At 29.3% G+C, this 15202-nt stretch carries 15 protein-coding genes; 6 read left to right on the top strand and 9 right to left on the bottom strand.

Annotated elements, in window-relative coordinates; translation table 11 throughout:
• Positions 1-4: 4 nt before the first annotated feature.
• The 6 genes from CRV03_RS11315 to nadA are packed head-to-tail and all read right to left on the bottom strand — an operon-like array spanning position 5 to position 5546.
• Positions 5-457, bottom strand: coding sequence for a hypothetical protein (locus CRV03_RS11315; protein WP_129085255.1), 453 nt, complete (start codon positions 455-457; stop codon positions 5-7).
• Complete coding sequence (lpxC, locus tag CRV03_RS11310) at positions 454-1359, bottom strand: UDP-3-O-acyl-N-acetylglucosamine deacetylase (protein WP_129085254.1); 906 nt, start codon at positions 1357-1359, stop codon at positions 454-456. The genes CRV03_RS11315 and lpxC overlap by 4 nt, the downstream gene beginning before the upstream one ends.
• Positions 1356-2729 (bottom strand): M23 family metallopeptidase, encoded by a 1374-nt coding sequence (locus CRV03_RS11305; RefSeq protein WP_129085253.1) that lies wholly within the window; start codon positions 2727-2729, stop codon positions 1356-1358. Before CRV03_RS11305 ends, lpxC begins: the two co-directional genes overlap by 4 nt.
• Entirely contained in the window at positions 2710-3699 is a 990-nt protein-coding gene (locus CRV03_RS11300) for a bifunctional oligoribonuclease/PAP phosphatase NrnA (protein ID WP_129085252.1), read from the bottom strand. Before CRV03_RS11300 ends, CRV03_RS11305 begins: the two co-directional genes overlap by 20 nt.
• Positions 3700-3738: 39 nt before the next feature.
• Positions 3739-4560, bottom strand: coding sequence for a carboxylating nicotinate-nucleotide diphosphorylase (nadC, locus tag CRV03_RS11295; RefSeq protein WP_129085251.1), 822 nt, complete (start codon positions 4558-4560; stop codon positions 3739-3741).
• Positions 4557-5546 (bottom strand): quinolinate synthase NadA, encoded by a 990-nt coding sequence (nadA, locus tag CRV03_RS11290; RefSeq protein WP_129085350.1) that lies wholly within the window; start codon positions 5544-5546, stop codon positions 4557-4559. The genes nadC and nadA overlap by 4 nt, the downstream gene beginning before the upstream one ends.
• Before the next feature lie 155 nt (positions 5547-5701).
• Between nadA and plsY the strand changes: the two genes are divergently transcribed.
• The 6 genes from plsY (at position 5702) to CRV03_RS11260 (ending at position 11315) form a co-directional block, all read left to right on the top strand.
• Positions 5702-6325 (top strand): glycerol-3-phosphate 1-O-acyltransferase PlsY, encoded by a 624-nt coding sequence (gene plsY / locus CRV03_RS11285; protein ID WP_129085250.1) that lies wholly within the window; start codon positions 5702-5704, stop codon positions 6323-6325.
• A 57-nt stretch (positions 6326-6382) separates the two neighbouring features.
• Positions 6383-6697: a dihydroneopterin aldolase gene (locus tag CRV03_RS11280; RefSeq protein ID WP_129085249.1), complete on the top strand. Its 315-nt coding sequence runs from the start codon at positions 6383-6385 to the stop codon at positions 6695-6697.
• A 228-nt stretch (positions 6698-6925) separates the two neighbouring features.
• Positions 6926-8173, top strand: coding sequence for a major outer membrane protein (locus tag CRV03_RS11275; protein ID WP_129085248.1), 1248 nt, complete (start codon positions 6926-6928; stop codon positions 8171-8173).
• Between the two features lie 123 nt (positions 8174-8296).
• Positions 8297-8944, top strand: coding sequence for a cytochrome c (locus CRV03_RS11270; protein WP_129085247.1), 648 nt, complete (start codon positions 8297-8299; stop codon positions 8942-8944).
• A gap of 4 nt (positions 8945-8948) precedes the next feature.
• Entirely contained in the window at positions 8949-10043 is a 1095-nt protein-coding gene (prfB, locus tag CRV03_RS11265) for a peptide chain release factor 2 (protein ID WP_129085246.1), read from the top strand.
• Positions 10044-10139: 96 nt separating this feature from the next.
• Positions 10140-11315, top strand: coding sequence for a porin (locus CRV03_RS11260; RefSeq protein WP_129085245.1), 1176 nt, complete (start codon positions 10140-10142; stop codon positions 11313-11315).
• Positions 11316-11452: 137 nt separating this feature from the next.
• Here CRV03_RS11260 and CRV03_RS11255 read toward each other — a convergent pair whose 3' ends face one another.
• Genes CRV03_RS11255 through CRV03_RS11245 form a run of 3 tightly spaced genes read right to left on the bottom strand, consistent with a single transcriptional unit; the run spans position 11453 to position 14997 of the window.
• The gene (locus tag CRV03_RS11255; RefSeq protein ID WP_129085244.1) at positions 11453-13804 is read right to left on the bottom strand and encodes a PD-(D/E)XK nuclease family protein; all 2352 of its coding nucleotides are present in this window, start codon (positions 13802-13804) and stop codon (positions 11453-11455) included.
• Positions 13788-14357, bottom strand: a complete 570-nt coding sequence (locus CRV03_RS11250; protein WP_164968657.1) for a FixH family protein — start codon at positions 14355-14357, stop codon at positions 13788-13790. Before CRV03_RS11250 ends, CRV03_RS11255 begins: the two co-directional genes overlap by 17 nt.
• Before the next feature lie 13 nt (positions 14358-14370).
• Positions 14371-14997 carry a hypothetical protein gene (locus CRV03_RS11245; RefSeq protein WP_129085242.1) on the bottom strand — a complete coding sequence of 209 codons (627 nt, stop codon included), beginning with the start codon at positions 14995-14997 and terminating at the stop codon, positions 14371-14373.
• Between the last annotated feature and the right edge of the window lie 205 nt (positions 14998-15202).

The following is a 15202-nucleotide window of genomic DNA, read 5'->3' as shown; positions in this document are numbered from 1 at the left end:
CCTTTTATACGGCAGGTAAATTATATATTGGCAAAGTCTCTTCACTAAAATCTATTTGTTTTAGTTGCTTTGGCAATTTAAAGTCTGCAATTTTAGTATCTTTATCTAAAAAGTCTACTTTAATACCTTCATCTGAATTTATGAAGTATTTTTTACCCAATGCTTTTATGGGACTATTATCATTAAACTCAAAGCCACTACAAGCCATCAGTTCTATATTCTTTGTAATTGCTAATGTTTTTAAAAATACATATGCAACTTTTATAGCCATATAAGAACCAGGTGTATTAACATAGCTTATTCTGTTTATTTCATACTCACTGATTATTTTTTCAAAAGTTACAGGTAAAACATCAGAAGTCATACCTTCTATTTCTAGCTCTTTTATTAACTCTTTGTTTTTATAAATTCCTAATAAAAGAGGATTTGAGATGCTAATAACTAAAACTTCTGTCAAGCTTGAACCTTAGAGTATGCCATTTCAAATACTTGTGCTTCTTCATTTGCTTCTTCTAAATCAAGTATTTCGTAGTTTTCTTCACTCTCATACACTTTTTTAGTAAGTAGATGATTTAAATAATGACTTCCTGCATGGGCATCATATTCCCCTACTAGCGTATACCCAAGTAGAGCCATATCTCCAATTGCATCCAAGATTTTATGTCTTACAAACTCATCGCTATATCTTAAGCCTTCAGGATTAAGAACTTTTGATTGATCAAGCACAATTGCATTTTCTAAACTTCCACCTTGAGCTAAACCTTGACTTCTTAGGTATTGAACTTCATGTAAGAACCCAAATGTTCTTGCCCTACTGATATTCTCTTTATACTCTTCAATTGAATAATCAAATCTAAAATCTTGCTCTCCAATAACTGGATGATCAAAATCAATTGAGAAATCATAGATAATATGATTAGATGGTTTTAAAGCAACTCTTTTACCATCTTCTGTTGTAACTTCTACATCTTTTTTTATCTTAATTGCTTTTTTTGAAGATGATAACTCTTTGATTCCTGCTTCTTCAATAAGCATACAATAACCAGATGAACTTCCATCAAGAACTGGAACCTCATCGTTATCAATAATAACTCTTAGATTATCAATACCATAAGCATATACAGCAGATAAAAGATGTTCAATAGTAGAAATAACAATTCCATCTTTGCCAATAACTGTTGCCATTTTTGTGTCTACTACATTTTCTATTTTAAGAGGAATTGTAACACCTTCATCTTCTCTATAGAAAACTATTCCCATATCAGAATCTAAAGGCTCTAGTTTCATTTTTACAGGAACTCCCTTATGAAGTCCTATTCCAACTATCTCTACACTATTTGCTATTGTTCGTTGTTTCATTTGTCACTACTTTTAATTGCATAGTCTGCTTCGTGAAGGATATTTGAGATTCTAGTTTTTATCCAGTTTCTATCCATCCACTCTAAAGGATTTACTTCAATTCCTTGAACTAAAACACCAAAGTGTAAGTGGTCTCCAAATACAGCACCAGTACTTCCTGTTGTTGCAATCTTATCTCCTGCTCTTACATTTTCAGTATCTTGCACAAAAGATTTACTTGTGTGAGCATATAAAGACTGTACTCCAAACCCATGGTCAATAACTAAAGTATTTCCATAGATTCCTAAATAGTCATTAAATATAACTCTACCATCATTTGATACATTAATTGCAGCATGTTTTATACTTGCCCAATCCATACCTAAGTGCCAAGCTTCATCAATCTTGTCACCTTCATAATAATAGTGTCTTCTCTCAGCGAAACCTGCAAAAGTTTTAGAGCCACTAAGTCTTCTAAATGGTTTTAAATCAAATTTTGAAACCATTTCCTTTGACATGTTTTCTAAACTTGCTTTTCTTATAGTTGCAACATTTGAAACTCTTAAGTCCCTATTTTGTTTAACAAAAATATCAATATCATTTGTTGGTACTTCAAAATCACTTCTTTGTAATACTGGAATTGATTTTCTTTCTATAAAGTTTTTACTAATTTTTATTTTGTCATTTTTGATTTTTAAATCTTTGATATATAAAGGAACTTTTGAAATAGTTTTATTATTTGCTTTATCAACTGCTACAAGATTTACCCTTGAAAACTCTTCTTCCCAAACAGGCCAAGCAATAATTGCTACATAAAAGTTCTCTTTTTTATATGGGATTAACTCAAATCTATATTCATTGTTAAAAGTGATATATTTATCACTTAAGTTTTCATCTTTTACTTCAACAACAACAGCAGCACTTCCACCTTGTCTTATATTGTATGAGTTTGTAATTACATTTGCAACTGGTCTTTTTCTATCAACATCTAAGATAAACTCTTTTGAAACAGTATTCCCTTGAAATAAATTCCAATTACTTCTATCTGTTGCTTCTACAATTATCTTTATACTTTTAGCGTTTGGATTTAATCTAATATCTCCTAAATTAAACGTAACATTTGTTTGTTTTGAAGATATCTTTTGACTATTTATTACTACTGGTCCATTATTTCCAACATAATAAGCACTATACTCTTTGATTCCACTCTCGTCAGATAAAGAGATTGTTAACTTATCTTTTCCATTCCAAAATAGATTACTCTCTGTTGTAATCTCTGGAGCTTGTTTCTCAAACTGTGGAGATAAAAATACAAATACAGCTCCTGCTGCAACTACTGCTAAAACTAAAAAGATAACAATTTTACCAAAACTATTTTTTTGTCGTCTCAAAAACTTCCTTTAAAACTTTTTTTCTGGCTTTTTCTATATCTGTTGTATCTAAACTACAACCTGCTGCATTGAAATGGCCGCCACCGCCAAACTTTCCTGCAACTTCTGACACATCAATTTTCCCTTTTGATCTTAAAGAGATTCTTGCTACGCCATTTACTTCTCTTACAAAGAATGCAACTTTTACAATATGCATACTCATAATCATATCAAGAGCATCTTCACAATCTCTATTATGAGCTCCCGTTTCTTTAAACCACTTTGTCTTTGCATAAATAGAAGCAACACTTCCTTCTTTATAAAGTTCTAAACTTTCTAAAACCTTTGGAATAATTCTATATTTTGCTAAAGAATCACGTCTAAGAAGTTTATTCGCTATTTCAGAAGGACTTGCCCCAAATTTAACAAGATGATTTACCTTATCAAAGGTTAACTCATCACATCTTCCTAAAGAAAAAGATAATGAGTCATCATAAATACCTACATAAAGTGCTGTTGCACTTGCTTTTGTAATATAAAGACCATTATGCTTGAAAAAATCATAAACAATCTCTGCTGTTGAACTTTTCATTGGGTCAACAATATTTATTTTTCCAAAGTTATTATTTGATTGATGATGATCAAAATTTATAATTGGAATATCTTTGGGAACATCAAAACCAAGTCTTGCATATGTTCCACAATCACAAGAGATAACCAAATCATAAAACTTTGGAAGCTGGTCTGTAATTTTTTCAAACCTTGGAATAAAATCTAAATTTTGAGGAAGATCAGAACTAACATTATATACTTTATGTTTAATTCTATTTTCCTGTAAAAAGTTTGACAGCGCTAAAGCTGAACCAATTGAATCTGGGTCTGGATTTACGTGAGTAACTATTAATATATATCTACTCTTTTCAATAAGTTCCAATGCTTTTGCATAATCTGTCATATTGATTTTATTGCTAAGGATAAAGTCTTTTTTCATGTTTTCCACTATACTCTAGAACTGTTAACCAATAGTAAATTAGTCAAATTTCATTGAGAAATCAAGCCAAGTTGCTTGGTGAATAATACTTCCTGAACTTAAAGCATCAACACCTGTTAAAGCATAATCCCTAACAGTATCAAGATTAATATTTCCACTTGCTTCTAATAAAACATGAGGATGTTCTTCATCTCTAAACTTAACTACTTCTTTTATTTGCTCAGGCTCCATATTATCACACATAATAATATCAGCCCCTGCTTCCATTGCAGTTTTTACTTGCTCAAAAGTTTCACACTCAATCTCAATTTTTGTAACCCAAGAGATTCTTTTTCTTGCTTTTTTAATAAACTCTTCAAGATTTGGAATTGTTTTCATGTGAGTATCTTTAATCATAAGACAATCATCAAGTCCAAGTCTATGGTTTATAGCTCCACCAATTCTACTTGCATACTTTTCAAAATCTCTAAGCTGTGGTCTTGTTTTTCTAGTATCTAATAAAGCTACTTCTAAATCCTCAATCTTACTTGCAAATTTATTTGCCATAGTTGCAATTCCAGATGCATGTTGAAGCATATTTAAAAAAGTTCGCTCACTTGATAAAAGAATTGAAGCCTTTCCTTCAAGTTTTGCTATTACATCACCTTTTTTTAGAACATCACCATCATGCTTTAAAAACTTACAATCAAACTTTTCAGTTTTTGCTAATGCTTTTGCATAAAGCTCACCTGCTAAAATTCCATCATCTTTTGCAATTGCTTTTGCAGTAAACTTACCCTTAGGAGCTACATCAAAGAATAAGTCCCCTCTTCCATTATCTTCTATAATGGCATTTTTAACAAACTTCTTAATATTTATCATACTTCAAGCATCCTCTCTAAAGCAACTCTTGCCCATTTAATTGTTTCATCATTTACTTTAATTAGTGTCTCTTCACTAATATTATTGTCTTTTATAGATTTCAGTGTTTTATAAACATCTTCTAATGTTGTTTCATTCATTGTTGGACACTCTGGTTTTGTAGAACTTAAAATATAAGTATTTTTTTCTCTTAATCTATTAACCATATTAAACTCAGTTCCTACAACAACTTTTTGTTCAAGAGGTAAATCTTTTATATATTGAATCAATTGAGAAGTTGAACCTACAAAATCAGCTGCATCACAAACACTTGGGTCACACTCAGGGTGAACTGCAACTAAAATATCTTCATACTTTTCTCTATAAAACTCTACATCATCAACAGTAAATAACTGATGTACAGAGCAAAAACCGTTATAACAAATAATATCTGCTTCTTTTAAATCACTTCCATCACCAACAACTGCTGATTTTAGATTCATCTGTTTTGCAAAGTTTTGTCCAAGACATCTATCTGGTACAAAGAAAATTTTCTTTCCAGACTCTAAACCTTTTTCAATAATTTTATAAGCATTTGAAGAAGTACAAACCATACCTCCCATTTCACCAACTTTTGCTTTTACGGCTGCACTTGAATTGATATAAGTGATTGGTAGAATATCTTCATTTGGTATTCCAGCTTCATTGATTTGCTTTAGGTTTTGCTCATAATAACCTTCATCAATCATTCTTGCCATTGCACAACAGGCAATCTTTGGCATTAATACTGTTTTTTCAGGACTAAGAACTTTTACACTCTCTCCCATAAAACCTACACCACAAAATACTACATATTTTGAGTCAGTTTGTTTTGCTTTTCTTGCTAGTTCTAAAGAGTCCCCTGTAATATCAGCTAATTCAAAAACTTCATCTCTTTGATAAAAGTGCGCAACTAAAGTTACATCTAACTCTTCTTTTAGTTTTAAGATTTCTTCTTTTAAATCCATTTTTAAGTTCAACTTTTGCCTTTTATTTTTTTCTTTGTATCACTAAATAATTTAATGGGAATATATCAAAATTTTTGTTATAACTTATTAAAGCAAAAATGATTAAACAAACTTTAGGTATAATTCAGCTTCAAAATTTAATTTCAAGGTTTTAAATGGATTTTCTATTTAATTTTAATATTCTATTTTATATTGTTGCTTATTTAGCTGGTTCTATTCCTTTTGGACTTCTTCTTGCTAAAGTTTTTGCAGATGTAAATATCAAAGAACATGGAAGTCGTTCAATTGGTGCAACAAATGTATTAAGAGTAGTAAAAGAAACAAATCCTTCTTTAGCAAAAAAGCTAAGTGTTGCAACTGTTATTTTAGATGCGTTAAAAGGAACTATTGTTCTTTTAATTGCAATGATGTTTGATGCAAGTGCTTCTACACTTTGGGCTATTGCTGTATTAGCAATCTTAGGTCACTGTTATTCTATTTTCTTAGGATTAGAAGGTGGGAAAGGTGTTGCAACAGGACTTGGTGTATTTTTAGTACTTATTCCAATACCTACACTTATTGGTGCAGCTATTTGGATTTTTTGTGCAAAAGTTTTAAAAGTATCATCTTTATCTTCATTATTAGGTCTTACAGCTGTTGTTATTGCAGCACTATTTTTAAATAATGGATTAGAAGTTGGAAGTAATGCACCTATGTATTTAATTGCATTTATTATCTACTATAAACATATCCCAAATATAATAAGACTAATTAAGGGAGAAGAAAAAAAAGTAGTATAATCTACTTTTTTTCTTTCATTTGCTTAAATTCACTTAAGGTTACAAAACGGTTACACCATGAAAATATCAATAGAAAAGCTAACATTTAAATGTATAATTGGGATACTTGATTTTGAAAGAATTAAAAAACAAAGAGTTGTTATTGATATCTTTTTTGAATATGACTTTTTAGATAAAGATAGCTTTATTGATTACTCAAAGGTTGCAGCAAAAGTAGAAAAAACTATGAAAGAAAAAAAGTTTGAACTACTAGAAGATGCTATATCTACGATAGAAAAGCAACTAAAAAAGAAATATCCTATAAAAAATTTAAAAATAAAAATCTCAAAACCAGATATTTTAAAAAACTGCATTGTCTCACTAGAAAATTAAATACAATTTTACAAGATGTATAAGAAATATTTTTCAAAAAAAATATAATTTTTATATGTATTTGAATATACGCTTAAATTTACCACCAAAAGGTCAATAAAAGACCAATTTAAGAAAACTTTTATTTTTTGTGCAGTAGAATTTGTGCAACGGTCATCCGGAAAGGTCTACTTGTAGATTGTTCGCGCATCCGGTTAACTGCAATTATTTGTAAACTTAGGAGACAAAATGAAAAAATTCGCAAAAATGAGTTTAGTAGCTGCATTAGCTGTAGCTGGAACTGCTGCATCTGCACAACCTTTAGCAGAAGCTATTAAAAACGTAGACGTATCTGGTACAGTTGTATATAGATATGATGACAGATCTTTCGATGATAATCAAAAAGATGTATCAAAGAACAACTACAAAATCGGTTTAACTGCAAAATCAAAAGTAAATGACGATGTTACAGCTGTAACTAGATTTATTATTGGTTCAGATACTAATGCTGGATTTATAGGATTAGATAACACAAATGAGTCTGATGGACAAGTTAATGTTACATTATCTAATGTTTATTTCTCATACACTGGTATTGCAAACACTACAGTTAACGTAGGTAAGCAAGGTTTAACTACTCCATGGACTGTAGCTGTTGATTCTGATGGTAATGAGCAAACTGGTACAGGTATCTTAGCATTAACTAATGTAGGACCTGTTACATTAGCAGGTGCATATTTCAATCAAACAAACTTAAATAAATCAACTGATGCTTCAATTTCAGGAAGTAAAGCTTTAGGTGCAGCAACAGTTAAACTTTATGATTCAAAAACTGATATTTCTCAATTAGATGGAGCAAATAATGTTATTACTGTAGGAGCAATGGCTAACATTGGACCTGTTGCATTAGACGCTTGGTATTTAGATATGCAAGACACTTTTGATACATATACATTAGGTGCTGCTGCTAAATTTGATTTAGATGCTGTTCAATTATCTGTAGGTGCAAGACACACTCAATTAGATTTTGATAAAGAGTTCAGCAAGGCATTATCTAAAGAAGATAACTCTTTAACTAAAATTATGTTAGGTGCTAAAATGGGTATCTTCTCAGCAAACGTTAACTACGGATGGACTGATTCTGAAGGTGGTTTAGTAGCACTAGACAATGATGCTAAAACAGGTATGCAAGGATGGACTGTTCAATTAAACGGTGTTGCTGATGCTGAGTATTTACAAGTGAAAGCTGGTGCACAAGTATTAGATTCATTAAAACTTTCTGTTAACTATCACCAACTAGATCAAGATAAAGATGCAACTACTACAGGTAAAGATCAAAAATCTACAGAGCTTTACTTACAAGCAGATTATCAAATGTCTAAAAACTTCGGTGGATACATCAGATTTGGTGAGCAAGAAATCGAAGATGGAAGAACTTCTAATGGTAACGACTTAGATGGTACAATCGGAAGATTACAAGTACAATACTCTTTCTAATAAGAAAGTTTAATTTACTTTTTCCTAAAGCTAGAGAGATTTCTCTCTAGCTTTTTTTTTACCTTAAAATTATTATTTAACTTATCTTTGCTATAATATCCTCAATTTAACAAAAGGATATAAATGAAACTTCTATCTAGCATTGCATTAACTTCTATTTTAACTGCAACTATTGCAACAGCTCAAACAACAATGTGTTTTAAAGAAAATCATAAATCAATGACTACTATCGAAACTACTGCTTTAAGTGGGGGAGAGTGTCAAAACCAAAAATCAGTTCAAGACATGAAAAAAGAGGGTTGGTCTGTTGCAGATATAAATATTGATAAAACTAAAAATGGTGCAAACTATATTTATATATTCAAAAAAGAGGAAACTAACTTATCATCAATTGATGAAAAAGCTTTAGAAGAGAAAATTTTAAATAGACTTGAAGAGAGAAAAAAAGAAGAAATAGCTACAAAGAAAAAGCAAGCTTATATTAGAAAAAGTAAATCAGGTGAAAAACTTTATAATAACAAATGTATCTCATGTCATGGTAAAAATGGTGAGCTTAAAGCCAGAGGTGTATCAAGACCAATCAATGACTTGAATCTTCAAGACTTTACTCTTTCAATTAGAGGTTACAACAATGGTGATTATGATAGAGGAATGGCTTTTGTTATGAAACCATATGCTACACTGATGAATGATAAAGACATTAAAAATGTATATGTTTATCTACAAAGTTTAAAAGAAAAGAAAACAAATTCTACAGAGGAAAATAAATAATTACATGGATAATTATGAATACTCTGAACTACTAAAACTTCTTAATACTAAATTAGAAAATATTAAAAATATTCTAAAACCAGAAGAGTTAAATGAAAGAATTAAAGAAATTGAAAAACTTGAAGCAGACCAAAATTTTTGGTCTGATGTAGAACAAGCAACAAAGATAGGTATTGAAAAGAATAGAATCCTTAGTAACTTAAGTAAGTTTAATAAAGCAAATGATGCTTTAAATGGAAGTAATGAACTATTTGAATTAGCAAATGAAGAGAATGATGAAGACACTTTTGAACTTCTTTTTGAAGAAGCAAAAGAGCTTGAAGAGTTAGTAAAGTCAACAGAAATAGCTGTAATGTTAAGCTCACCTGATGACTCTTCAAATGCAATTGTTTCTATTCACCCTGGTGCAGGTGGTACTGAGTCACAAGATTGGGCAAGTATGCTTTACAGGATGTATTTAAGATGGGCAGAGAGACAAAACTTTAAAATAGAACTTCTTGATTATCAAGATGGAGAAGAGGCTGGTATAAAAGATGTTTCATTTATAATTAAAGGTGAAAATGCCTATGGTTATTTAAAAGCTGAAAATGGTATTCATAGACTAGTTAGAATTTCTCCTTTTGACTCTAATGCTAAAAGACACACCTCATTTGCTTCTGTTATGGTAAGTCCAGAGATTGATGATAATATTGATATTGAAATTGAAGATAAAGATATAAGAATTGATACATATAGAGCAAGTGGAGCTGGTGGGCAACATGTTAATAAAACAGAAAGTGCCATTAGAATAACTCATATAGAATCAGGCATAGTAGTTCAATGTCAAAATGATAGATCTCAGCACAAAAATAAAGCAAGTGCTATGAAAATGCTTAAGTCAAGACTTTATGAACTTGAACTAGAAAAACAACAAGCAGAAAAAAATGGTATAGAAAAGAGTGAAATTGGATGGGGACATCAAATTAGATCATATGTATTGCAACCATATCAACAAGTAAAAGATACAAGAAGTAATATAGGCTATTCAAATGTAGATGCAATTCTTGATGGAGACATAACAAAAATTATTGAAGATGTATTAATATCTCAAAAAAGTTAACAAATTATTAACTGTATATAATTTTTACAACTTTTTAACACTTTTTTAATAACTTTTATATATAATAAAGGCTAATTTCACACAAAAGGGACAAAAATGAAAAAATTCGCAAAAATGAGTTTAGTAGCTGCATTAGCAATTGCAGGAACTGCTGCATCTGCACAACCTTTAGCAGAAGCTATTAAAAACGTAGATGTATCTGGTACAGTTGCATACAGATATAATGACTATGAAGATCAGGCTCAAGGTAAAAAATCTGAAAATAATGCTGCTCTTGCATCAGATAGAAGTGACAGTGCAACAAATAACTATAAAATTGCTGTAAACTTAAAATCTAAAGTAAATGATGATGTTACTGCAAACACTAGATTTATCATTGGTTCAGAAACTGATGCTGCTATTTTAGGAACTTCAAATGATGGAGATGCTAATCCTTCAGTAAATTTAACAGAAGTTAACTTCACTTATACAGGTATTGCAAATACTGCAATTACTCTTGGTAAACAAGGTATTGCAACTCCATGGACTATTTCAAGAGATGCAATGGGTGATGAGCAAACTGGTACTGGTATCTTAGCTCAATACTCTGCTGGTCCTGTAACATTAGTTGGTGCGTATTTCAACCAAACTAATTTTGATGCTGCTGAAACTTCAACGACATTAGCTACTGATGGTTCTGAAAACATCTATGTATTAGGTGGTGTTGCATCTTTTGCTGGTATTACTCTTGATGCATTCTATGCTGATTTACAAGACACTTTTGATGCATATACTATCGGATTAGCTGCATCTTATGATGTTTCTTCTGTAAAACTTTCTCCTTTTGCAAGATACTCTTCATTAGATTTAGACAATTCGTCTAATGACAATGCATTATGGCAATTAGGATTAGGTGCTAAATTAGGTATCTTCTCTGCATTTGTAGCTTATGGAGAATCAGACGATGAAGGTGGAAATGTTTATATTGATTCTGGTGCTCAAACAAATATGGATTATCACTGGAGAGTAACTGCTGATGGTTCTGCTGATACTGAGTACTTATATGTGCATGCAACTGCAGATGTAACTGATAAAGTTAATGTAGGTTTATTCTACTCTGAAGCAGACTATAAAAATTCTACAACTGGTGATGATACTAATGAAATCTATGTACAAGCTAAATATCAAATGTCTAAAAATCTTGCTACTTATGTAAGACTTGGTGAGTTAGATGTTGATAACTCAGATGAAGATGGTTCTATGGGAAGACTTCACGTACAATACTCTTTCTAATCCTTTAGAAAATATAGTACAAAACAAAAAAGGCTTTGATTTTACTCAAAGCCTTTTTTTATGTCAAATTTGTAAACTTAAGAGACTTATATTTTATCCACTCTCTACAAATAATATACTATTTGGCTGTATAAAAATTACTCTTTATTACAAATTGTCTTATAAATACAATATTGACAAATTTGATTATTATCACACTTCTCAAAGCTTACACTAATTGTTTTAAACTCTGCAAAAATATTTTTTAGCAATTCTAACTTCTCATTTAATACCACTTCTTCAAGAAGTTTCATTTTATGTAAATCATAATAAAAAGTATTAATACTATTACTATTATATAAACTTTCAACACCTAAAAAATAAAACTCTAACTGAAAATCAACTGCTTTTTCATAAGTTCTTTTTGTACTAACTTTTAAATTTGATGATGTCTTATAGTCTAATACAAAATATTCATCATTTAAAATATCAATTCTATCAATCTTCCCTTGAAGTTTCACTCCCTCAAATTCACAAAAAAAAGATTTTTCTAACTCTAAAACTTTATATTCCTGCTCAAATCTTTTTTCTTCTAAAGATACAAACTCTTTTAACTTTTTCTTCCAAATCTCTAGGTCAAGATTTAAAAATGGATTTTCACTTCTATTTTTATTAAATATTTCAAGTAATACTTCATAAGCTCTCATATCTTGCTTATAATACTCTTCTAAAGTATTATGTATGATATTACCTAATTCATAGCCTTTTGGCTTTATAGATATATCATGCTCTTTTATTCTAAGTATATGATTTAAATAGTATTTTCTTTTACACTCTAAGAACTCTTTTAAAGAGCTTGCACTCCAAACTAACTTTGATAAATCTATATCAAGAACTATATCTTCATCAAAATGTTTTAAACTATTTTGAGAATAAAGAATATGCTTATATTCATTGTCATAAAGCTTTTCATCTATTTTTATGTCAAATAGTTTATTTGCAAATCTTGATATTTGGTCAGAATCATTTTTTACATATGAAATAGCAACATTATTAGAGTTTGATATCAATCTTTTATAATAATACTTCTGTAAGTCTTCTCTATCACTTGAAGTTGGAAGATTAACTTTTTGTTTTAAAGCAGTTGATAAAAACTTATCTTTTAAACTTCTTTTAGGAATTAAAGACTCATTGAAATCACAAATAATAACTGCTTCAAAATTAATAAGTCTGCTTTCTAATAATCCCATTACTGTGATTTTTCCAGAACTAACATCATCTAAAGTAATTGAAGAAACTTTCTGAAAGAAAATTTTCATAGCATCTTTTAAAATTATTGGTTCTTCTTGAGAGAAAACAAGTTTTTCATATCTAAAACATACTTCATCAAACTTTTCAAGTAATTCATTTTCATCTTCAATACTTTTTAGATATTCACATATTTTTAAAAACTTCTCTTTTGTTAAATATGATTTAGAAGCATTAAAAAAAACCTCTTTATAAAAGTTTTCATCAATATTTAAATACTCTATATTTTTAAAAACTTTTATTTCATCATCAAAAAGTGAAGTATTAATTGCATCAAGAGCTTTATATAGTTTTGAATTACTAATATCTATTCCCATAGCGTAGTTAAAATAGCCTTCATTATCAAAAAGTCTTAAAAGTCTAGCTAAGCCTTCATCAGGTAAAACAAGAGCTATTTTTGATGGATTTAGACCCTTATTAATAAAGTTTACAATAGAAGCTCTTATAAAGGCTATTTGATTTATTCTTGAAGAAAAGCCTTTTATCTCTATACTATCAAGGTACTCTTCTAAAATATACTCTTCAACTACAGTTTTTGAACTTAAATTTATAATATACTTTCTACCTTCTTCTAATTCAAACCCATAATCTACAAATTTCTGAATAGACTTCTTATTATATTCATTATAAACAAACTCTATTTCTAAATCTAACAGTTTAGATACCTCTTTTACAATCTCAAACTCAAATTGTGTGAAGTATCCTTCAAAATGTATCTTAACACTTTTATATCTATTTATATAGTCTTTATTTAGCTTAAAATGCAAATGCATATTTATTCTATCTATTGCATTATTCTTTTCTAAAATATTCAAATAGTTTTTATAAATTTGAATAAGTATTTCTAAATGCTCTTCATAATAAGAGTATGTATCAGCTGTTATTATAGATTCTATACTAACATTCTCACTTGATATTTCTAAAAAGAATCTATATATATAATCACTTTGTTTTAAAAAAGCATTAAAACTAGATGAAATACCTAGAGCTGAAAGATTTACATTTTTAACAGCTTCATTAAGATATAAAAATCTTTGTTCTTCATCTATTATTTTTTTATTTTCAAAAAAAAGTGATTTTTTAAAAAACTCATCTATTGTAGTAATTGTAGGTAGAAGAGTATTAGATAAATTATCTTTATCTAAATACTCTCTTATTGATCTAGAAGTTGGAAATACTAATAGTTTATTGCTCTGTAGCATCAGACTTTATATATATGTATCCCACATCATTTGAGGCTTTAAAGTTTCCAGTAACATTCCAGTTACCCTTTAATGGTAAATCTAAATAAGTAACATATTCACCATTTTCAATTTTAAAATCTTCTGTTTTAAAATCCATTGTATATTTGTGATTTGTTGGTCTAGATATTCTAAAGTTGATATCTAAATCATTCACAATATTTCCTGCTTTATCAGTAACTTTTACAGCAACTTTATTTTTACCTTTAACAAAAGTTTTTTTATGAGCTGAAGTTTTTTCAATAACTCTTTGCCCTTTAAACATATCATCAATTACTAGTCCAAACTCTTTATTTTCATTAAATACAATTTGAAAATTATACTTTGATGAAAATACTCTATTTGAATTAACTACATCATTATAATGCTCATCTAAATCTTGATATGATTTTAAAAATGTCTCATCTTCATGAACGGGAGTATTTACTGCTGAGTAAATAGTCCAAACAATCATTGAAAAAGTGAATGAGAAAATACCTATAAATAAAAAAGGCCAAAGATTTCTTTTTTTCATAAATTTAGTTATCCTATTTTTTTCTTCTAAGAACTGCATAAACATAAAGTAAAAGTCCTACTACAATTAATGAGTACATAAAGACTTTCCATACTGTTCCAGCAACTTTACCTGAACTTCCAATACTACTTTCAAGTTTAATATTTTTTGATTCTGCGATTGTATCTGCAATAGCTGCGTAACCATTTAAAATAGCTGCACTTGCTTTTGCAAATGTAGAGTTTTTATCTTTTGAAGCTAATAATGGTACAACATAACTATTTAAGATTTCATTTTTATCTACAGTCTCTTTTAAACTTGAAGATACAATTAAATTTACGTGAGTATCTTCCACTGCCATTGTAAGTAAAACATAAGGCTTGTGTAATGCTTGTGTAATTTCAGTCTCATGATCTTTGATATATTTAATTTTATCTTTTGTTGAGATATCTGGATTAAGTCCTAAAGTACTTTTTGCATATACGTATATATTTACACCTAATTTAGAAAATGCTTCGTTACCAATTTCTTCTATTTTTACAATAGCTCTTTGGTCAACTAAACCATCATCACTTAAAACGAATTTGCTTGCATAAAGGTTTGAAGATAAGAAAAGTAGCAGTGAGATTACTGCTACTTTAATAAAGTTAAACTTTTTCATTAACCTACATAAACTCTTGCAGAGTCAAAGAAAGATAAGTATGCAGATAGTGCAGCCGAAGCTAATAGTAATATTCCTATAATTTTATCCATTTTATCTCTCCTTACTGAGGTTTACCAACAAGTTCATAATGCTTTAGGTTTTCAGTACTATTGAATTTTAAAGCATCTAAATCTTGATTGATTTTATAAAAGTTTGTAGATTC

The sequence above is a fragment of the Arcobacter sp. F155 genome, assembly GCF_004116455.1.
Classification (GTDB): domain Bacteria; phylum Campylobacterota; class Campylobacteria; order Campylobacterales; family Arcobacteraceae; genus Halarcobacter.
The sequence above is the reverse complement of the archived record's forward strand: the minus strand, read 5'-3'. Positions and strand labels throughout refer to the sequence as shown.